14 protein-coding genes are annotated in these 22,616 nt (G+C 41.4%); 1 reads left to right on the top strand and 13 read right to left on the bottom strand.

Features of this window, described 5'->3' with window-relative positions:
• Positions 1-21 precede the first annotated feature (21 nt).
• On the top strand, positions 22-4,659 hold the full coding sequence (locus tag H8744_RS01425; RefSeq protein ID WP_262433134.1) for a T9SS type A sorting domain-containing protein: 4,638 nt from the start codon (positions 22-24) through the stop codon (positions 4,657-4,659).
• Between the two features lie 103 nt (positions 4,660-4,762).
• Here H8744_RS01425 and H8744_RS01420 read toward each other — a convergent pair whose 3' ends face one another.
• The 13 genes from H8744_RS01420 to H8744_RS01360 all read right to left on the bottom strand — a co-directional run bounded on the left by H8744_RS01420 (position 4,763) and on the right by H8744_RS01360 (position 22,563).
• Entirely contained in the window at positions 4,763-7,072 is a 2,310-nt protein-coding gene (locus tag H8744_RS01420) for a bifunctional dihydroorotate dehydrogenase B NAD binding subunit/NADPH-dependent glutamate synthase (RefSeq protein ID WP_262433133.1), read from the bottom strand.
• 133 nt (positions 7,073-7,205) lie between these two features.
• Positions 7,206-8,480 carry a serine--tRNA ligase gene (serS, locus tag H8744_RS01415; protein ID WP_262433132.1) on the bottom strand — a complete coding sequence of 425 codons (1,275 nt, stop codon included), beginning with the start codon at positions 8,478-8,480 and terminating at the stop codon, positions 7,206-7,208.
• Between the two features lie 387 nt (positions 8,481-8,867).
• Entirely contained in the window at positions 8,868-11,027 is a 2,160-nt protein-coding gene (locus tag H8744_RS01410) for a choice-of-anchor J domain-containing protein (protein ID WP_262433131.1), read from the bottom strand.
• A gap of 155 nt (positions 11,028-11,182) precedes the next feature.
• The gene (locus tag H8744_RS01405; protein WP_262433130.1) at positions 11,183-12,943 is read right to left on the bottom strand and encodes a helix-turn-helix domain-containing protein; all 1,761 of its coding nucleotides are present in this window, start codon (positions 12,941-12,943) and stop codon (positions 11,183-11,185) included.
• Positions 12,944-13,084: 141 nt separating this feature from the next.
• Positions 13,085-13,354 carry a 50S ribosomal protein L27 gene (gene rpmA, locus H8744_RS01400; protein ID WP_262433129.1) on the bottom strand — a complete coding sequence of 90 codons (270 nt, stop codon included), beginning with the start codon at positions 13,352-13,354 and terminating at the stop codon, positions 13,085-13,087.
• Positions 13,355-13,375: 21 nt separating this feature from the next.
• Positions 13,376-13,693, bottom strand: a complete 318-nt coding sequence (rplU, locus tag H8744_RS01395; protein ID WP_262433128.1) for a 50S ribosomal protein L21 — start codon at positions 13,691-13,693, stop codon at positions 13,376-13,378.
• 162 nt (positions 13,694-13,855) lie between these two features.
• Entirely contained in the window at positions 13,856-14,497 is a 642-nt protein-coding gene (locus tag H8744_RS01390) for an HAD-IA family hydrolase (RefSeq protein ID WP_262433127.1), read from the bottom strand.
• Positions 14,498-14,531: 34 nt separating this feature from the next.
• Positions 14,532-15,707, bottom strand: coding sequence for a hypothetical protein (locus H8744_RS01385; RefSeq protein WP_262433126.1), 1,176 nt, complete (start codon positions 15,705-15,707; stop codon positions 14,532-14,534).
• Between the two features lie 263 nt (positions 15,708-15,970).
• Positions 15,971-16,846 (bottom strand): TraB/GumN family protein, encoded by an 876-nt coding sequence (locus H8744_RS01380; RefSeq protein ID WP_262433125.1) that lies wholly within the window; start codon positions 16,844-16,846, stop codon positions 15,971-15,973.
• An 18-nt stretch (positions 16,847-16,864) separates the two neighbouring features.
• Positions 16,865-17,377 carry a C40 family peptidase gene (locus H8744_RS01375; protein WP_262433124.1) on the bottom strand — a complete coding sequence of 171 codons (513 nt, stop codon included), beginning with the start codon at positions 17,375-17,377 and terminating at the stop codon, positions 16,865-16,867.
• A gap of 6 nt (positions 17,378-17,383) precedes the next feature.
• The gene (locus H8744_RS01370; protein ID WP_262433123.1) at positions 17,384-18,160 is read right to left on the bottom strand and encodes an ABC transporter ATP-binding protein; all 777 of its coding nucleotides are present in this window, start codon (positions 18,158-18,160) and stop codon (positions 17,384-17,386) included.
• A 96-nt stretch (positions 18,161-18,256) separates the two neighbouring features.
• Entirely contained in the window at positions 18,257-19,744 is a 1,488-nt protein-coding gene (locus H8744_RS01365) for a DUF5687 family protein (RefSeq protein ID WP_262433122.1), read from the bottom strand.
• On the bottom strand, positions 19,741-22,563 hold the full coding sequence (locus H8744_RS01360; protein ID WP_262433121.1) for a M16 family metallopeptidase: 2,823 nt from the start codon (positions 22,561-22,563) through the stop codon (positions 19,741-19,743). Before H8744_RS01360 ends, H8744_RS01365 begins: the two co-directional genes overlap by 4 nt.
• Positions 22,564-22,616 lie beyond the last annotated feature (53 nt).

Below are 22,616 nucleotides of genomic sequence, written 5' to 3'. Positions count from 1 at the left end.
TTCATTAAAAAGAGATATATTATGAAAAAGATATTCCTGCTTATGTTACTGGGATTATTTTATAGTCTCGGCATGAAAGCCCAATATTTCAATACTCCATTGTTTAATGCGGGATTTAACTCAGCAGAAGAATTGAATCAATGGGTGGAAGAAACCTCTCCTTCTCCTGGAGAAGATAATACATATTGGAAGTTGGAAGAGGCTCCAAGGAGTTTTTCGGAAATTGATCCTTCCAGTACTAATACTTTGAAGTTCGAGTCAACAACAGGTTCTCAGTTTTTGTCTGTTCTCACATCACCTGAAATTGATGCAACGGGAAAAAAGGGATTAGCTGTGGGGTTCTATCACGCAAATTTCATGTTGCAAGCTTTTCAGAAAGTGTTTTATTTTATAGAAATAAGTGCCGATAATGGAGCTGTACGTGATACTATTTTTAATTCGCAGACAGATACTTATAAAGGGACTTTAATTAGCGGATGGAGATATATTTTGACGTACTTACCGTCAAAGTATGATAATAAAAAACTAAAGTTCCGTCTAATAGTAGATGCACGGGAGTTTACCGGCAACAGATGTTTCTTTTATCTGGATGGTTTGTATTTAACTCATCGATTTGAGAATGATGCACATTTATCATTTTCTAATATGCAGAAGAGTAATCCTAACATGACGACCAATGATCGGGTATTTTCTAATGCAGAAACTATTACGGTGAAATTAAAAAATAATGGGCTGAAGGAAATTGAATCTATTGATCTCGCTTATCAAGTTGATGATAATGTACCGGTTAAGGAGACATTTACTCCTGCAAAAACTATTTTGATGGGTGATTCTGTGGAATATACATTCAAGACTAAAGCAGATTTGGGGAAATTCAGAACAATTTATAAATTCAGAACTTGGACGGAGCTAGCAGGTGATTTAAACCATGCAAATGATACAATTGCTGAATTACTTCAAAACATTACAACCGATGTGCCCTATATACCTCAATTCTGGTTTGAAAAGAATGGTTATATGAATCTTGATATGGACGAGTGGACTACTGAGGCAGATTACAATTCCGGTTGGTGGCGCATAAATGCAACTCCAAAACCGGGCTATTGTTTTATTGATTTTAGCCGTGCAGCCGAAGATTGTAATGCTGTACTTCGTTCTCGCCCTATCTACTTTAAGGCAGGAGTGAAATATGAGATGCGTTTCAATGCATGTACCTATATGGAAGGTATCGAGCCTCTGGCGGATAATCAAAAAAACAAACTCACTATCTCCTTGACTAAGGATCCCAATGGCTTGGAAAATCTTACTGAAATATGGAAGAATGATGCGTTAGATAGAGAAAACGGGCTTAATAGTTCCGTTCGTTTTGAGGTACCTGAAGATGCGGCATATTTTGTGTCTTTCAAATGTACTAGTCTTAAAACTGCTAAAGAGTTACGTATTCGTGACTTCTATTTTGTAACGGCTCCGAGGAAAGATGCTAAGATAATGGAAGTGGTAGCACCGGTTTCAACAAAGTATATGTTTGATTCTAAGGAAGTAGTTGAGATTGCCGTTTTAAATAATGGTTTGGATGTGATTTCAGCTAACACTTTAAAAGTGTGTGCCCAGTTGAATGGGGGAGATGTCATTGAAGAAACCATTCCCGAATCTATTCCGGTAAATACGACCTTAAAATATACTTTCAAAAACACGGTTGATTTGAGCGATCTTAGCCAGAAACATAAACTCGGTATTTGGACGAGTTTGCCCGGAGATGAAAATCTATTGAATGATTCTATTGCTAAAGTCGTCGAAAACAAAGTTTCCGGCATACCTTATATTGCAGATTTCACAACTGATGACGCAGGTAATTTTCCTCAGGAAAAAGAGATGTGGGAAATTGTGGATGCAAATGAGGATGGACACACTTTCATTGCAGAAAAAGCGCAATGGGGCAATAACTTTTTCTTCAGTTATGGCGGTAGTGAAGAGGTGAGTATCCCTGCAACGAATGAATTTCTTTATTCACGTCCGGTGAAGTTGGAAGCAGGTGCTAATTACCGTATTCAATATTCGGCTAATATAATGGAGAATACTGCTGGTGTATTGCATCTGAAGACCTCATTATATAAGATTACAGATGGCGTTAAAACAGAAACCAAAGTTTTGTTTGAGGAAAATATATCCTCTTATAATTCTCAGGAACACATTACAAATATTGAAGAAGGTGGTGTGTATGTCATAGGATATCATGTGCAATCGAGTGAGCCGATTGATTATTCAATCCGTATCAATAACCTGAAAGTGACAAAAACGGCTGAAACCGATATAGCACTTGACGAAATTTTGATGGCGGGTAAGTATCTATCGGCCTATCGGTCATTGCCGATTGGCGTTAAAGTTTCCAATCCCGGGATTAATGCCATTGAGTCGTTCTCTGTATCAGTCTCTTCTCCTTCTTTGGGAACCAAAACTCAGGAATTCAAGCAAGTCATTCAGCCGTTGAACTATACTTATGTCTATTTGGATGAAAATATGAATTTTACCGGGACGGAAGATGAAACGGTATCTGTCAAGGTATCTATGGAGAATGATGGTTTTGAATCAAATAATACGAAAGAGTTCTCTATTTCTTATCTGGAAAATGCAGCATTGCCTTATAGTGCTGAATTCCAAGAAACAGAAGGTTTCCTAGCTATAGATAAGAACAAAGATAGCAGAAGATTCAAGGCATTTGAGACGACTGAGGGTGTGTTGCAACAGAAAATACATGGCTATTCCATTAGTGGCGATTTAGAGGAGGATGGCGATTTGTTGATGTCCCGAGGGATGGTATTTGAAGCTGAAAAGGTCTATAAACTGTCATTTGATTATGTCGCGACAAATACTTCTGTCATAATGCCGCTGTTGGAAGTTTATGCGTTAAATGTAAACAGTGGTGAGCGGATTCCTGTTGCAACGGTTGTCAATGATGGCAAGTATGATACTAAATGTCAGTACTTGGGGTATTTCTCCGTACCGGCTAATGAAGTTTACACTATCTGTTTTGCTCCGGCTGCCGGTGATAATTCTATAAAACTTAGTGGTATGCTCGAAGTGGCTGAAGTAGAAGATACACCGGATGTGGCTGTTACTGCTATTCGGATTCCTGCGGAGGATGCCGTGTTCAACGAAAAAGTCGACATGATGGTCATGATTAAGAATAATAGTTCTTTACCGTTAATGAGCGTACCGTTTAGTTGTCAGGTTGCCGACACTGTCTATTATTCTTCTCGCATATCCGAGTTGGAACCGGGTGTCGAATCTGAAGTTTATTTTAGTGGTGTGGATATGTTCACTCCTGGTGATTATACGTTTGTGATCAAAGCAGAAATGCCTGTAGATAAGACTCCTGATGACAATGTCTTTACGAAAACGATCAAGAGCCTGCCTGTCATTGAAATGGAAATGCGTTCGCTCGATAGTCCGAAGAGTGGAACACTTACCGCTACTGAGGCGATTGTTGTTAGTCTGAGTAATAACGGGAAGGGGGCGATTTCTAACGTTCCGGTTCATTATTCCGTGACCCATGTTGAAAGTGAAACGAAAGTAGAATCGGATGAAACTGTGGCTACTGAAATCCCGGAAGGAGAAACTTTACAGTTTACTTTCGATAAAAAAGTAGACATGTCCGTTGAAGGTACTTATACTATTGCTGTATATGTGAGCGTGCCCGATGAAACCGTACTGACGAATGATACCATCCGTACCAGTGTCGTATCTACGCGGAAAGTATTTGACGTGGGCGTAGTATCAGTGGTCGATCCGGTCGATGGCAGCTTGTCTACAGAGGAACAAGTGACAGTGGAACTGAAGAATTTTGGTGAAGTGAATATGTATGACATTCCTGTGTTTGCCAAAATAGAGAAAGATGGCACTTTGGTGAAAGAGTTGACCGGAGTAGTTAATAAATGCTTGTTAGGCGAGACGGTGAACTATACTTTTACTGATAAAGTGGATATGCAGCAATACGGTGAATATGTGATTACAGCCTATTCCAAAGGAACGAACGACTTGATTCTACAAAATGACACTTGCATTACTAAAGTAAAAGCTTTAAAAGTGGATTGTGGAGTCATCGAGATACAGAATCCGGGCAATGAATGTGCAATAGGCAAACAACCTGTCACGATCGTTGTGAAGAATTTCGGAGAAGTCGAATTGACGGATATTCCTGTAAGATTTAAAGTTGGCACGATGCCACAAGCCGGAGTAGTCGGACAAACGTTGGCTCCGGGAGAAACAGTGGTTTATACGTTCCCGACGGAATATAATTTCCGTTCTGAAAAAGAATATACCCTGACTGCCTACACGGAACTGGAGTCGGATATGGATAAAGAAAATGACTCGGTGTCCAAAATAGTAAAGGTGGTATCGACAGGCATACATTCGGAAAGTACGGTCAACTTGCAAGTTTATCCGAATCCGGTGAAAGAGATGGTTTACATTAAAGCTGATAACGAACTCCTGAAAACCGTTGCCATATATGATCAAAAGGGTAATCTACAGGTGAAAGAGGTAAATATTCAAAACGAAGAATTGGCACTCCCTGTCACCCAGCTATCCAATGGACTTTATTTATTGTACATTGAAACGGAGACAGGAAATCTGGTTCGTAAACTATTTAAAGTAGATTGATCTTTGTATAGCAAACGGTTTGCTATTGTATACATAAAAAATGCAGGATTGGTTAGAATCCTGCATTTTTTATGTATACAATAGGTATCTCCCCCAAAATCGGTTATACAGTGACAGATTCCTTTTGCAACTGTTCATTCATTGCAGCGGCAGCGCGCCGTCCGTCACCCATTGCAAGGATAACCGTGGCACCTCCGCGTACGATGTCACCACCTGCATAAATGGTCGGTATGGATGATTGCATATTTTCATTCACGGCAATCGTGCCTTTCCGTCCCAGTACCAAACCTTTGATGGAACTTGGTACGATCGGGTTGGGAGATACGCCTACGCTGACAATGGCAAGGTCAATGTCGATTGTTTCCGTAGCACCGGGAATGGGAACGGGACTGCGCCGACCGGAAGCGTCCGGTTCTCCAAGTTCCATTTTTTGCAGTACAACCTGTTTCACACGGCCCTGTTCATCGGCTATATACTCGATGGGGTTGTGCAAGTTGAGGAATTCAACGCCTTCCTCTTTCGCATGTTTTACCTCTTCGATTCGTGCCGGCATTTCTTCTTCCGAACGGCGGTAGATGATCATGGCACGTTCTGCTCCCAAGCGTTTGGCAGTGCGGACAGAGTCCATGGCTGTGTTGCCTCCACCGATGACGGCTACGTTCTTGCCGAAAGCAACCGGGGTGTCGGAGTCCGGACTGGCGGCATCCATCAGGTTGACACGTGTGAGGTATTCGTTGGACGACATGATGTTGATAGAGTTCTCGCCCGGTATGTTCATGAAGTTAGGCAGTCCGGCACCCGAAGCTACGAAGATCCCTTTGAATCCATCTTCTTCAAGTTGTTCCACACTGATCGTTTTTCCTACGATACAGTCTTTGACGAAGGTCACACCCATTTTAGCAAGGTTGTCTATTTCGACATCCACTATTTTATTGGGAAGGCGGAATTCCGGAATACCATATTTCAGCACACCGCCGATTTCGTGCAGTGCTTCGAACACGGTGACGTCATATCCATACTTAGCCATGTCTCCGGCAAAGGCCAATCCAGCGGGTCCTGAACCAATGACAGCTATTTTGATTCCATTCTTTTCTTTGATTTCCGGTACGGAGATTTGTCCGCTTTCACGTTCGTAATCAGCGGCAAAACGTTCCAGATAACCGATGGCAACCGGCTTTTCATTCATCTTCAAGTGGATGCATTTTGATTCGCACTGTTTTTCTTGAGGGCATACACGACCGCAAACGGCAGGCAATGCGCTGGTCTCTTTCAGTGTTTTCGCTGCTTCAAGGAATTCACCACGTTCGATGTTCTTGATAAAGCGGGGAATATCGATGCCTACCGGGCAACCTTCCATGCATCCCGGATTCGCACAGTCCAGACAACGCTGGGCTTCCGTCAATGCCTGTTCTTTAGTCAGGCCTTGATTGACCTCTTCTTTACGGCTGTGCGAACGGTACTCGGCATCCAGTTCGTTCATCTCGACACGTGGGATGGCGGTACGTTCTTTGGGTTTCATCGATTTACGTAATTCCTGTCTCCAGGCAGCATTGCGGCTGTTCTCATCTATCTCCTTGGTCGCTTCGCAGGTAGCATCCGGTGACAATTTATGCATCTCTTCGCGTTCGATGTTTTTGAATGCACCCATGCGTTTCAGCATTTCATCAAAGTCGACCTGATGACCATCGAATTCGGGACCGTCAACACATACGAATTTTGTTTTCCCACCGATGGTGATGCGACAGGCACCGCACATTCCGGTACCGTCCACCATGATTGTATTCAATGACACATCCGTAGGAATATTGTATTTTTTGGTGAGTAGGCAAACGAATTTCATCATGATAGCCGGGCCGATGGCGAAGCATTTGTCCACTTTCTCGCGTTTGATTACCTCTTCCACACCTTCTGTGACGAGTCCTTTGCGGCCGTATGAGCCGTCATCCGTCATGATGATCACTTCGTCCGAACTCTCGCGCATCTCTTTTTCAAGAATGATCAAGTCTTTGCTCCGTCCTGCCAATACAGTGATTACACGGTTCCCTGCGGCTTTCAGCGCTTGCACGATAGGTAGCATAGGAGCGACCCCTACACCTCCACCGGCACAGACCACGGTACCGAAGTTCTCAATATGGGTGGCCTGTCCCAACGGGCCGACCACGTCGGTGATGTAATCGCCTACGTTCAGTTCGCAAAGGCGGGTCGAGGATAGACCTACTTCCTGCACTACAAGGGTGATGGTTCCTTTTTTTACGTCAGCACCTGCGATAGTCAACGGCATACGCTCGCCTTTTTCGCCTACGCGAACAATGACGAAGTGACCTGCCTTGCGTGATCTTGCTATCAGCGGGGCTTCAATCTCCAGTTTGAACACTTTTTCGGAAAAATGTTCTTTGTTAATGATTTTGTTCATTATCTAATTAGTTTGTTGGAATTACTACGTAACTGCTATCAGAATGTTATACATGCAAAGATACGCCTATTTTAAGAAATATAAAAGAAAAGCCGCCTTTTTAGGCGGCTCTTGCTTATTTGTTCTGCTTTTATTAATCAATCATTTCGAATCCGCAATACGGAACGAGCGCTTTGGGAATTCGGATGCCTTCCGGTGTCTGGTTGTTTTCGAGCAGTGCAGCTACGATACGGGGAAGTGCCAAGGCCGAACCGTTCAGTGTGTGGCAAAGTTCTGTTTTCTTTTCTCCGGTGCGGTAGCGGCATTTCAAGCGGTTTGCCTGGTAAGTATCGAAATTCGATACCGAACTTACTTCCAACCAGCGCTTTTGTGCTTCGGAATAGACCTCAAAGTCGAAGCAGATGGCGGAAGTGAAACTCATGTCTCCTCCGCAAAGGCGAAGAATACGATAGGGGAGTTCCAGTTTCTGTAACAGACCTTCCACATGGTCGAGCATCTCTTGATGGGATTGTTTGGAGTTCTCCGGCTTATCGATGCGTACCAATTCTACTTTGGAGAATTCATGCAGGCGGTTAAGCCCGCGAACGTCTTTACCGTAAGAACCGGCCTCGCGGCGGAAACATTGCGTATAGGCGCAATTCTTTATCGGCAGTTGTTTCTCGTCAAGGATGACGTCCCGGTAGATATTGGTCACAGGCACCTCAGCGGTCGGTATCAAGTACAGGTCGTCTACTTCACAATGATACATCTGGCCCTCTTTGTCTGGCAATTGCCCTGTTCCGTAACCGGAAGCGGCATTTACCACTGTTGGAGGCATGATTTCCGTGTATCCCGAATTGCGTGCTTCGTCCAGGAAGAAGTTGATAAGCGCGCGTTGCAACCGTGCCCCTTTGCCTTTATAGACGGGGAAGCCTGCCCCGGTGATTTTTACTCCTAGGTCGAAGTCGATCAGATCGTATTTCTTGGCCAATTCCCAATGTGGTAGGGCATCTTTCGGAAGCTCTGTTTCCATGCCCCCCATCTTTTCTACAACGTTGTCTTCGGCACTCGTGCCTTCGGGGACTTCATCATAAGGGACGTTGGGAATGGTATAAAGCACGTTCTGCATATCGGTAGTTGCGCTGTCCATGTCGGCTTGCAACGTTTTATTGGTCTCTTTCAGTTCGGCAACCCGGTTCCGTGCCATTTCAGCTTCATCTTTTTTTCCTTCTTTCATCAATTGGCCGATCGTTCTTGACAACGAATTGACTTCTGCCAGGTTTTTATCTAATTGGTTTTGGGTGCTACGTCTTTTGTCATTGAAAGCAATTACTTGTTCTATTGCTTCTTTTGCATTTTTGAAATGCTTCTTTTCAAGGCCGCGGATCACAGCCTCTGTGTTTTCTGTAATTTGTTTAATCGTAAGCATATCTTTATCTTTTTGAACTCTTTTTCTTTGAGAGTACAAAGATACAAATAAAAATCAATAAAGATACAGGGAGTAGGAGTCTGTTTTCTCATTTTTGTGTATCGGATGGCTGGGGAGGTTCTTCACCGGAAAGACGGTTGGAAGAAGGGGGCACCGGTTCCTTTCGGTGGAAAGGAAGGCTCGTTATCTTTTAAAGATAGGGTGTTAAACATGGGGGTGTCTCACTGTTAGACATGGGGGTGTTTCACTGCGAAACATGGGGATGTTTCACTGCGAAACACCCCCATGTTTAACATGCTTTCCTTTGATGATAAGCCATCTTTCCTTATTACATCCGGCTGTCAAGGTTATAATGAACGGTATGGAAGGTTGAAGTATGTGCTTTTCTTATTTATTGAATACCTTCCGGCTTTGTATGCTTCCGTCATCAAAAGTATCTACTTTGATGAGAATGCCTTTTTCATCGGGACGTACCGGTTGCCCGTAAACATTGTAGGTGATGGTATGTACGATCTCTCTCTCGATACCCGGCTGATGGATGCCGGTGAGACCACCTTCTCCTTCCGTTCCGATCAGCCCGTCCGTACGTGTCCATACGATACGTGGCGAGGTGCCTATTTTATCGCCCATATGATATACCATCTCGATGGAAACTTTTTCGAATTCAGCGTATACGTAAATTTGGCATCTGTTTTGAGATAATGTGCCGAAGATGTCATAACCGTCCGAGAAGCCTACCGGTATCTCGGTCATTTTCCTTGTGAGGTTCTTGTAATTCCCACCTTCTGATGTAGGGATCAGGGTGTACAGCTCATCATCAAAATAGATTCTAAAATACAGGCTGTCCTCCAGGATGCGGTTTCCATCCTGGTCTTTGGGCTCATAGTAGATGCGTAGATTATCTGCCGGTACCGACGTGCATGAAAGATCGGTCGCTGCTGCCGGAATGGCAGGGATAAGTTTGAATTCTTTCAGTGTCAGGTCGTGGCATCCTTCGCTGATGATACCTCCCAAATGCATCACATAATAATCGGGCGAGCTGAATGTATCTCCTTCGATATTCAATGTGTAATTCTCTTTCAGTTCATAGGTGTTTTCTCCGTCTTCATCGGTTCCCGTCACGGTGGCGCCATACAGATAGGTTGGGAATGGGGCATCTCCGATGTAGTTGCCAATATATTGTCCGGAGGGGAAAGTGATGGTTTTGCCGTTTGAAATGCCGTAAATCCAGGAATCGGTCATGTATTGCATGTAATACGAGGCTTTTTGGATGAATACTGTATCCCCGGAGAGGGCGACATTGGTCATATAGGATACTTTTCCTCCGTTATTCTTCGTTGAAGTATAACTGATTTCATATATCTTTTTCTCGGCTGAGGCGGAAGGGATGATTGCCTTCTCATTGAACGGGCGCATCTCGAAATGGATGGCTCCGTTGTATGGAACACCGCTTTTTGAAGCAGACTGAACGATGACAATTCCTTCGTCCGTCTTCAGGTTGTCACCATCTATCCTTAATTGGAGACTTTCCATTGGGGTATAGGTGAATTGTGCCGGATTATTTTCATTAGGAACATAGTCTGTGCCGGCAAAAAGATACATGTCGTTGGAACCCGATAAACTTTGCTTTATACCTAGATATTGTCCGACAGGAATCTCGATAGTGTTGTCTTTCTTAATGCCGTATACCCAAGCTAAAGGCATTTGGGCAGCTATTCCCTGAATGAATACACTATCCTTCTCACCGTAGACCACTTTTCCTCCTTTTTCGGTATATCCATAGTATACATCATCGAAATAAGTCATGTAGTTGAGTTGTTCGCCTTCCGGGGTGGGACGGGGAACAGGAATTACCTGAACAAACGTATCCGGTTCTGTGCCGATGTAGAAACGGTCGAATCCTGTCACATTTACGTACAATGAAGAGGTGCAATGATGGATGCTGAAATAGTAATCACCGCTTTCCTCTGGGGTGAAAGTAGTTTGAACCTTCTGCCATTCTTTTGACGAGAAAGCTTTGTCCCCTTTGTAATCCAGCAATACGTTTGTCAGATCTTCCATGTTGGCGGAGTTTCCTGTGACAATTTCAAACTCTTCAGGTGTGTTCTCGAATCCGGGGACGTAACACCATACGCTGACGTAGTAAGTTTTATCCTTTTCCAGCGGAATGGCGGGGGAAATGGCCCAAGCATTACGTGCGGCTTTTTGGTCGTAACCGGAAAGGAGGTTGTATTCTCCGTCGATAGGATATTGGCCGGAGATTTTTCCTAATGTCATTTTATTGGCTGCATCTATTACTTTCCAGTCACAGTCTTTTTCGAAAGATTGTAGGTAGACGGTAGTAGGTTCTTCCTGTTGAAATGCATTTTGTCGGGCTGTTCCGTTATTAGCACGGTCTATGCATTCCATACTGCCTCTTTGTTCCCGGGTGGAACCTGATATTTTTGTGTTATCGAACCTGGCAGCTGATGGCGTAACCGATTGTGCGATGCCTGTGAAGGTACAGAGTAGCATAGATGCCAGTAGTAAGTAATTTTTTCCTTTCATAATACTTCCGTTTTTAGGGTTTTATGGAAGCAAAACTACGGTTCGTTTTTTTATTTTGCAACTGCTATGCTTTTGATTTCATGAAATTGGAACGGAAGTAATGCTTTTCCTATCAGATGATTAGTGTTGAAGTATGGATATTCAGTGTTTTAGAACTATTGTTCTTTATTTTTTTGTTGGTTGGCTAGTTGTTGGTAGAGGGAGGGGGTAATGCCGGTGGCATTTCTGAACAGTGTGATGAAGCTGCTGTGAGATTTGTATCCCACACTTTCAGCGATAGCTTTTATGGTGTAGTTGCTGTATTTCTCAGTATTCATAAGTCTTCTCTGCGCCTCTTTGATCCTGTATTCGTTGATGAATGCACGGAAGTTTTTGCCATATGTCTCATTGATGATTTGTGAGAGATAGTGCAGGTTGGTTCCGACAAGTTCGGAAAGACGGGAAATGGAAAAATTACAATCAAACACTTCATCGGTGTTTTCCATAATCTCTTCCAGTCTGGCTTGTATGCTTTTGCGTTGTTCGTCGCTGATAATGTTTGGAGAGGTTGTTTTTATGGAGTCTGCTCTCTCGTTTTCGGGAGTGACAAGCGGGTTCGCCTGAATTTGGTCTTTTTCAATCGTCAATTTACGAATAACTTCTTTGGCATGTTCCAGTTCTTTTTCTTGCCGGGCATGTTTTCTCCTGTTCTCTTCTTCGGATGACAGGATTGTGGCATTACGATGAAAGAGATCGCTATACGCCCGGTGCAGTTTCCGTTTCTGGATAATGGTAATGGTGGTCAGTACGGTAAATATCAGTAAGATTGCCAACGAACAAAGCAATTGAATGCGGGAAGTACGTATTTGCTCCTCTTTTTCCAATGTTTCCTGATTCAGTCTCTTTATTTTTTCATAGTCTTGTTCCATTTGATAAAGGAAATGTTCGCTTTTTGCCTGATTGAATTTATTGGAGTCGAGCAGGCTGTCCGAAAGTTCCCAATAGTGGATCTTGTAGGACATGGCTTTGTCCTTCTGTCCGTCCTGTTCGTAACATTCAGCCAGTTTTGTCAGGGTGTTCCGCAGATTGGGCAGCAGATGGTGTTCTTGGGCGAAAGTACAATTGGTTTTCAGATAATAATAGGCAGAGTCGCGCTTGTTGGGAATGTTCATGTACAAAGCTCCCAATGTTTCATATACGACCGATTCATGGGCGACCGCCAAGCGGGCTTTGCGAGCGTAGTCGAGTGCCTGGTTCAAGCAAGCTACGGCTCGTGAATAGCAACTATCGTTGTACATGAGCCAACCTCTATTCAGATGCACATAAAACGTAATAGTTGAATCTTCCTGTCCGAATTGCTCCATAAGTTCCCGGTTATAGAGTTCGGCCTTTTCTTTTATATTTTCGTTGCTGCAATGGCAGGCAAGGTTGGTGAGTAGTATCTTCTCATTGGTGAGATCATTTAGTTCTCTGCTGATGGTCAGTCCCTTTTCAAAAGAATTGATGCTGATTCTGAAATCGTTAAGTGATGAATAGACACATCCTATATTGTTATAAAGGCTTGGTAACAGTTCGGGGATGTCGTTTTCTTCACAATACTTGACCCCTTGTCTTAGGAAGTCTAATGCCTTGGTATAGTTGTATTTGTAATAATAAGCTATTCCTGCTTCTTTGCAAGCTTTGGCACATAGATATTTTTCGGTAGAAGGCATTTTGTCGTAATACCTTCCGGCCAACAAAATGTAACATCCTAAAGAACTGTCGAGCAAATTCTTGTTTTTATAGCTTTCGGATAGGTCGAAGAGATCGTCTATGGGCATTTTGGAAAGCCGGTCGTAATTCAGGGAATCAGCGGCTATCAAGGGGAAGAAAACGCATTTACTGCTTAATAGAAGCAAAATGAGTAATATCCGGAGTTTGGCTGTCGATCTGTCCATTCGTGTTTTCTATCTATTGTGACGGGGCAATATAAGGAGAAAGTTCCGGATTTCCAAATGTGAAAGTGGAAATCTGATATAAAAAAAGAGATGCAACCTTTTTGGATTACATCTCTTTCTCATATAAATCTTTTGTGAAACTTATGCTTCTGTTGCTTCAGCCGGAAGGATAGATACGTATCTTCTATCTTCTCTACCAACTTTGAATTTTACAGTTCCGTCTACTAAAGCGAAAAGAGTGTGGTCTCTACCCATACCGATGTTTTCACCCGGATGGAATTCAGTACCTCTTTGACGAACGATGATGTTACCTGCTTTGCAAGCTTCGCCACCAAATATCTTAACGCCTAATCTCTTGCTCTGTGATTCGCGGCCGTTCTTAGAACTACCGACACCTTTCTTATGTGCCATTTCTTCTTACTTTTTAATTGATTAAGCTACTACTTCTGTGATTGTTAACTCTGTGAATTGCTGACGATGACCGTTCAGTTTTCTGTGACCTTTTCTTCTTTTCTTGTGGAATACGAGTACTTTGTCACCCTTTACCATGTTTGAAATAACCTGGCAAACAACTTTTGCACCTTCTACTACAGGAGCGCCTACGGTTACGTTTCCGTCTTTGTCTACCAAAAGAACTTTGTCGAATTCTACTGTTGCACCATTTTCTGCATTCTGAATGTGGTGAACGAACAATTTCTGACCAGCTTCTGCTTTAAACTGCTGACCGTTAATTTCTACAATTGCGTACATCTTATATATAATGTATAAGTTAGCTCCGTCGGGTGGTCTCTAATTACTTAGAAAGCTCTTTGTCGAACCCGGTGCGGAATAATCGGGCACAAAAGTACTGTTTTTATTTTTATCAGGCAAATATTTCTTTCTTATTTTTGAGAGAATAGGGTTAATAATGACCTATTTATCTACTAATTCGTATAATCGGCTCAGTATATTGATGTGTGGATGCTGTTTTAATTCATCGGCTAGAGTGGCTCCACTGGTTACTCCGGTAAAACTGATGCCTGCCGCAGCGGCTGTTTCGGCATCGACCGTACTGTCACCGATGTACATCGTGTCTTCCGGCCTTACGTTTAGTTGCTTGATTGCAAGTAATACTCCTTCCGGATCGGGTTTCGGGTGGCTTACATCTTCACCGCCCACGATGATATCGAAATAACCTTCTGGTAGGTGGGACTTTAAAAAGTCGAGTATGCGGTATCGGTATTTAGTGGAAATAATTCCTAGATAGGCTCCTTGTTCTTTCAGTTTCCGTAGGGTAGGGAGCGTGTCTTCGAAAAGATAAGTGTTTCTGTTCATGAACTGATCCGACTCTTTGGTATATTCCTTTCTTAAGGAGGTTAATTGTACGCCATCGGTAATGCCCGTTAAGATACTGAAAGATTCTTCCAGTGTTTTACCAATGGTACGTTTGATGGCTTCATCGGTAATGTCAGTATATCCATGACGCTTTAGTACGTTCTTGAAACAGATTACGATGCCCTGCGAGGAATCCGCTAAAGTATAATCAAAGTCAAATAGATAAGTTGTATAGCTCATTTTTTTGTTATTTTTCCACAAAGATATGCGAAAACTAAAAAAGATACGAATATCCAATGTATCCCGACCATATTTTAGACATTGTTTCACGTTCGATGCAATCTTTGGTTATTCCGCATTGTACACGAAGGTCTAAAGAGTGTTTCCAATTTCTTGTCAATCTGATTTGTGCGCCTGCGTTTACATATGCTCCGGGATTGATTTGGTTATCGATATAATGAGTGTTTTGGAGTGAGTCATCATTAGAGAAAAACATTCCTTGTGATAATAATCCTGCCTCAATGAGTGGGCGTATGCCGATTTTACTTGGATATCTATAGCGGATTCCTATTTTTCCAGTCAGAGAAGTTCCTGAGTAGTTATCTCTTCCTTCTACTTCTAAAACGTTCAGTTTTGATATAGATAGATCGATGGATAGTGCAAATGAACTCATGAAACGGGAAGAAGAAAAAGCAACGTTTATTCCTGCAAGATAAGAACTTTTGATGTTGATTTGATCTCCTGCATAGGTGCTTTTAGCGGTTTTATATTTGGTAATTCCTCCATACGGGGTTATTGCCACATTTAAGTTATGTGCTTTTTCTTCTGTTTTAAATAAGATACACTCTTCAGGATTGTTGCAGATTTTGTCATTGTAGGCTTTCACTATTTCGATCACTTTGTTGCGGGTGAAAGGGGCTTGGTTGAACTGGGTTTGTAAATCGGGAAATCCGTTTAAAAAGTAGTTTAATGCAGGAAGGCAGTTTTTCATGCTTTTAGGGTATAATCCGGTTGCCTCTTTTTCTGTATTGTTTCTGTTCAATTTAATTAACTTCCCTTCATTTTCCATGTAATAGATTCCATCTTCTGAATCGTCATTATAGAAATAGAGACTGTTTACACTTTGTATCAAACATTCAAGAAATACTAATTCTGCTTGTTTTCCTTTTTCTACTTCAATGGAACGGGAAATATAGTATCTTTCGTTATCTGTAAAACGATATCCTAAGATCTCACCGGGAGGAATTTCTCTGGATTCGGTGCATTCATTCTTTTGGAATATACAGCATTTGGCATTTAATCTGTCTGTGCGGTAGTTTATTAACCCGTAGATCGTATCCCTTTGTAGTGAAATGATGTACCCTTGCTTGAAATTACTTTGGGCAAAAATATTGGATGAAGTCCAAAAGGTAAAGCAAATGCATGCTAATGTTATAAATTTACTTTGCATATTAGTTTTGTTTATCTTCTATGGTTTATCTTTTATAGTCCAAACATTTAATGGCACAATATAGTAATTATTTGTATGATAAAGAAATTATTTGCAGATGTTTTTGTGTATATGCCAAAGATAAGTATAAACGAGTTGATTGCTAGATTGTGTGGGATTTCTTTTTAGGATGTTCTTTTTGAAAATAATATATATAAGTGAAAAAAGTGCATACGACAGTGGGGTTGGGGTATGCACTTTTACTTTTGTTTTGCTATTTGGTGTTATTTGACAGGCTCTACTGTGTAATTTTGTTGCTTCAATAAGCTTAATAAACCGTTTTTACCAACCAAATGTAAAGCGCCTACTGCTATGAATGTAGGAGCGGTTTGCATTATTTCAGGTAATTTATCGGCCCAGTTTTTATTTCGATTATCTATCAAGTTATCTTTTTCTTGTTGGGTCATGCCGCATTCTTCTTCATTGGCAATCTTTTCCATTGTATTCAGGTCTTGCATCATGTAGGCGGATGTAAGTCTTTTGGTCAGGTCAATGTTGTTATCAATGTTATTCATCATGCAAAGCAAAACTTCAGCTTGACGTTTAAGGGAGCTTCTGTTGAACAGTAGGTCAAATTGGAAGTTCATTGTCTCAAGACCATCTACCTTTTTTTCGCTTTCGGCAGCTTTTGTCTGGAAATAGGTGTCCATTTGTTCTTGCGGATTAAAGTCACCGACATGTTTCATGTACAGAATGACCATTAAATTATTACTGAGAAAAGCTGGTTTGATTTTGGGCATCATATCGATGTCGAATTTCAGGTTTTCTTTTGTACAATTATTGATGAGTTCGTACTCCGCTACTGTAAACAGTGACTTGAAAGTGGTATCTGTATCGGTGGTAATATATTTCTGCATTGTGGCTGCCATAGCAGGATTTTGCATATCACTCATCTTGAGTTCTCCATAAACTTGCTGTGTCTGGTCGAGAGCAGCTTGAAGGCCTTGAATACTATCTTTTATGCTGAGAGGCGCAAGATGATGCGTGCCCATTATATAAGAGGGTTCTTTGAGTCCGTTCCCGGATATTTTCCATAATAATTGTGCATTTACACTGAGTGTAAAACAGCATAAGAAGAGAATTCCTAAAGTTGTTTTCATGATCCTATTTTTTAGTGATTAACGTTGACGACCTCCCGATATCCAATGTTTAGTGTAATATGGTTCGTCCAGGCGACTTACTATTACCCCTTGACTGGTACTGGCATGAATAAATTTCCCATCTTTCAGGTATATACCTACATGGGCTACTTTCCGGCCGGAACGGCTACTTGTAAAGAAAACCAGATCGCCTTCACGCAAGTTACGTTTGGCAACTTTGCTGCTTTCTTTTTTTTGCCCTTCCGTATTCCGGGATAATTTAGTATGGTACACCTTTTTATATATTTGGCAGGTTAGTCCCGAACAATCAGTGCCTCGTTTGGATTCACCACCTGTCCGATAAGGGACACCCATCCATTCGGCTGCTTCGATATACAGTTTATGATTATCTTCTAGTCTGATATCTACTCCAAGACGAACCGAAGCACGTGCAAGTGCTTTATAGTCCAGGCGTGGGGCTGCCGATCTACAGGAACTAAGGCTGACTACCAATCCTAATATTGTCAATACATATAAAAAGTTTTTTCTCATTTACAATTACTCCTTCGTTTCTGAGACTTCCGGCTCTTCCGTTACTGTTGGTTCAATTTCATCCTCTTGGAGAAAACTGTCCACATCTACATTGAAATAAGCTTCCAATTCTTTCTCTGCTGAGTTGTTTTCGTTACGAATGTCACGAATGATAACACCATGTTCGAGTAGAGCGATGCGTGGACATACATCTACCGTGTGATTCAGATTATGGCTGGAAATGATTACTGTGGCGTGATGCTCTTCGTTGTATTTCTTGAGCATGTGTTTGATGATGGATTGGGAACTCGGATCAAGAAAGTTGAACGGTTCATCCAGAATCAATAGTTGCGGATAGTGCAGCATAGCCGAGATGATTCCTATTTTCTGCTTGTTACCGGCAGAAAAGTTACGGATGAACTTTTTTTGTCCCATTACTTCACCGTTCATGAAGCGTTCGAATGGTTTCAGCCGTTCGTCTATTTCTTCTTTCTTCAATGCGTACATCTTACCGATGAAATAAAAGTACTCTTCCGGTGTGAGATAGTCAATCAGAAAACCATCGTCAATGAAAGCACCGGTCTCTTTCTTCCACTCTTCGCTTTTGCTGACATCCAGATCGTTAATCACAACGTTTCCGGTATCTGCTTTTAGCAAATCCAGCATTAGGCGGAAAAGGGTGGTTTTTCCTGCACCGTTGTTTCCAACCAGTCCGAGCATATCACCTTGATTGATAATATAGTTATCAATATCTACAGCTTTTTTATCACCGAAGTTCTTTTGCAAGTTATGGATTGTGATCATGACTTTTTAATGATTAGTTATTATTAGTAATATGTGATATATGACAAGTACAAAGTGAATAGTGTGAGGCAGATAATCATGAGCGCTTATCACTATTTATTGCTGTCTGCTGTCTCTGAATCCTTCCATGTTTTTGTAGCGCCGTTTCATAAACCGGTCGTATACATTTTTCAGCCAGAAACGGGATGTGAGTATAAATACTAGGCCAATAGCGAGTAACATCCATGCTGTAGCTGTTTCGCCAATGGTCATTTTCAGTACGGCATAGAGCAATAGAGGTATGCCGAATGTGGCAAAACTAATCAGGTTTTGTAATCCTGTTCCTGTGTTCTGACGACCGGCTAGCTTTACATTCAATGGTACTGTTTTCGTATTGTAAACAGCCATCTGGAACAAACAGAAATAGATAAAGCCTATTGTAAATATAGCCCATGAAAAGGCTGTCAGCACTTCTATTTTTCCCATAACCATTGCGGGAATACTTAAAATAAGAGGGAGTAGAATTCCGATACTGTACAACATATATTTGGCACGGAGCAACGAATAGATAGATTCTTTCCGACTCATCAGGCCATCAATATAATTACCTTCATAACTCATTATCTGAAGTAGGAAAAGAATACCGAAGATGGCGAAATTGTAAACCGTGATGAAGTTTTTCATTCCGGTACCATCGTATATATCCGTGAATCCTAATATCAGACTGAAAGCCACCACTACAATGATCACCATGCGTAATGAATTTTTGCATACTTTATTTCGGAGTAGCATTTTCAGTTCCAAACGCATATATTCACCCACTTCTCCATATTTCTCAAAGAATTTGTATTCTGATGCGTTTACTTTAGTATCTTCTACTTTATTCAATTCGTCATAGACTAATCCTGCCATCATTTTCCGATTGATGAACCATAAAATGATGATAGCAACTAAAGTTCCAACAAATGCAAGGAGATTACCTTTGATATAGCCTTCACCTAAATTGATGAAAAAGTCACCTATCGGACTTTTGTCCGGGATAAGCAGTCCGGCAGCAATGCCCCCATAAACCAGCACCGGTAGACAAATCCACCAGAGACGTTCACCGATCAATGTACGGCAGAGTAAGAACCAATAGTTATTAAAAACCATCAGTAACCAGATACCGGTACAGTAAGTGATGACTCCCCAGATGCCGAAGAATTTAGGAAGAGTGATAATGGCAAATGGAACGAATAAAAATAGCCAAAAGAAATTGTAGCTGCTAAGGCCTGAACGTATAAGAAGAAAGTCTATAACCGTATTCCGCTTTACCGGTAACAGGAGGTAAGGCTTTACCTCCTGTGTCGGTGTTTTCTGTAACGGAAAGCGCAATATGAAATCGAGGGCAAGAATGAATATCAAACCACTGTTCATGATGTGGTAAGGTTCCATGCTGTTCGTATCGAAAGCAAAGGCAAACGTTGTTCCGAAGAAGATCAGATAGCCTGCCCAGAAAGCCGCCATAGCATACATGGCGTACTTCCCGAACCGGTTTTTATCATACATCGGATTACGTTTGGCGGCTAATTTGCCGTGCTTGCGCAATTCGTAAAAGAGTGTCATTTCTTTTCAGGGCTAACCATACTGACTTCGACTTCGTTTTTCTGTTTGAACAGGTCGTTAGCAAATTTCTGAATTTCTTTTGCTGTGATGCTGTTCACCAGAGTTTCATAGTCTTTCATCATGTTTACACCTGTAAAGACGTATTCGTCGATATTGCCCAACCAATAACCGTTTTCTTTCAGGTTTTCTTTATGCTTTTTCAGCATATATTCTTTAACCTTATTAAGATTGGCTTCCGAAGGACCTTCTTTTGCAAGATTCTCAGCTTCAGCGAAGATAATTTTCATCAATTTATCTTTCTTTTCAGGAGCTGTATCGAAAATGATCTGTAAATAAGCTGTTTCTTTTGGATATTTATTCAAGTTTCCACCTACGTACACACCATAAGTTCCACCTTCGTCTTCACGCACTTTTTCAGTATAGACAAGATCGAGGATTTGACTGGTCATACTCATCAGGATATCGTTTTTCTGATTGTATTTGCAATCTCCATTATAGAGAACGAGTACGGAAGCCTTCGGAGTTTCCTGTTGACGGATAAACTCGTTTTTATAAACGCCTTTACGCATTTCCATCTTTGTGTCTCTAAATGTTTCCTTGCGGTTGGTAGCCGGAAGAGCGCCTAAATATTCAGCAATCAATACCTTATCTTTAGCTATATCAATGTTACCTACGAGGATGAATGTGAAATCGCTAGCATCTTTATAACGATCTTTGTACATTTCCATCAATTTGTCATAGTCTATTTTATCGATCATATCAGCTTTCATCTGAATAGCTCTCGGATGATGCATGTAGATCGTTGCCTGAATAGAATCACTGAAAGCAACATTTGGATTCAGTTCTTGATTTTGGAGAGAAGCTTTACTGCGGTTTTTGTAAGAAGCAAAAGCGTCATCGTCTTTACGAGGAGCAGTGAAAGTCAAGTAAGTAAGTTGTAGCATCGTTTCAAGATCTTTCGGAGAACAATTTCCGTTTACAGTTTCGGTCAATGAACCGATACCATAATTAACGGAAGCTTTCTTTCCAGCCAGTACTTTTTCCAAATCTACAGCGCTGAAATTGCCTAAGCCACCTACTCCGACTGCATCTAATGATTGGATATTGATTATTTCAGAATCGGGGAATATAGAGCTACCACCTAGACTGACACCCTTCATGCGGATTTCATCAGCTTTAAAATCTGTTTTTTTCAGAATGACCTTTACACCGTTAGATAAAGTAAGTTCTGTTGTTCCGAAAAGAGGATTTTCTTTTTCTGCAACGATTTTACCTCCTTTTGGCTTTTCTGCCATTAACGGTTCATCGGATACTTTGTCTACATAAGCAGTCAATTTCTCAGCTTTGACATCTTTGAGAGTTTTTAAGATAGCATCTTTAGTTGGCATTTGGATACCCTCTTTTTCCGGGCCGAAGATAGTAATTACTTGATTATCATCTGTTATTAGCTCTTTAATCATTAAGTTTAAAGCTGCTACGGGTATGTTTGGAGCAACCTGGTTTGCAATAATATTATATTCTTCTTCGATTCCGGGAATAGGTTCATTGTCAAGGAAGTGGCGAACATATTCGTTTACATATTCAACATTCTTACGTTTATCACGTTCGTTGTAAGCAGATTCAAGATGACGGAGATATTCAGTGCGGGCACGATTGTATTCAGTTTCCGTAAAACCAAACTGACGAGCGCGTTCTATTTCACGTAATGTACTTGCGATACCATCTTCTACAGCACCTTCTTTGCAGACCACTACGCCTGTGAAAGCATCTTTTGTCTTGGCAACAAAGAAATCACCATCATAAGTAGCGGCATAGATGAAAGGAGGATTGGCTGTTTGAGTCAATTCGTTCAGACGGGCATTGAGCATATAGCTCACCAGATTGGTGGCATAATATTGTACCAAGTATCCAAGATTTCCTTTTTGATCATTAGGAGTTGCTTCGTGCTTATTGAAAATAAGAGCTTGGATATGGGGTTGTTCTTTATCTTGTTCGATGATAATAATCGGTTCTTTATTATCATTTACCGGATAGTAAACCCTTTCAGCTGCATTAGGTTGTGCCGGTACATCGGCAAACATAGTCTTAATTTTAGACTCAATAGCGTCTACATCGATATCACCTACGACAACAATACCTTGCAGATCGGGACGATACCACTTTTCATAGTAATCTCTCAAAGTTTGGTATTTGAAGTTCATAACTACATCCATTGTACCAATTGGGAAGCAGTTTGCATATTTTGTACCGACAAACATTTGAGGAAGCACTTTTTCCTGCATACGCTGCATTGCACTCATACGTGTACGCCATTCTTCATTGATAACGCCACGTTCTTTATCTATCTCTTTCGGATCGAGTGTCAAGTCATTAGACCAGTCATGAAGAATGAGAAGACAAGAGTCGATAGCACCTGGGGTAGTGACAGGGACATTGGAAATATTATAGACTGTTTCATCAACAGAAGTATATGCGTTCAGATTTTCACCGAATTTAACACCGATACGTTCCAGATATTGTTTCAATGCATCACCGGGAAAGTGTGTGGTTCCGTTGAAGCACATGTGTTCAAGGAAGTGAGCCAATCCACGTTGGTTATCTTCTTCCTGGATAGAACCCACTTTTTGAGCGATATAGAAATCGGCACGGTTTTCGGGAAGTGCGTTTTTACGGATGTAATACGTTAGTCCGTTATCAAGTTTACCGATACGTACGTTCGGGTCAACCGGAATGGGTGGCAATTGCTGTGCAAATGCCTGTTGAAAGCTGCAGCAAATAATAGCTGCTGCGACGAATAAACCACGGAATAAATGTTTCATAATTATTAAGTTTAAAAATCAGTTTTGTAATATCTGTCGTAATAATAAAAGAT

It is taken from the genome of Jilunia laotingensis, from assembly GCF_014385165.1.
Taxonomy (GTDB): domain Bacteria; phylum Bacteroidota; class Bacteroidia; order Bacteroidales; family Bacteroidaceae; genus Bacteroides; species Bacteroides laotingensis.
This window is presented reverse-complemented; position numbering and strand designations above follow the sequence as displayed.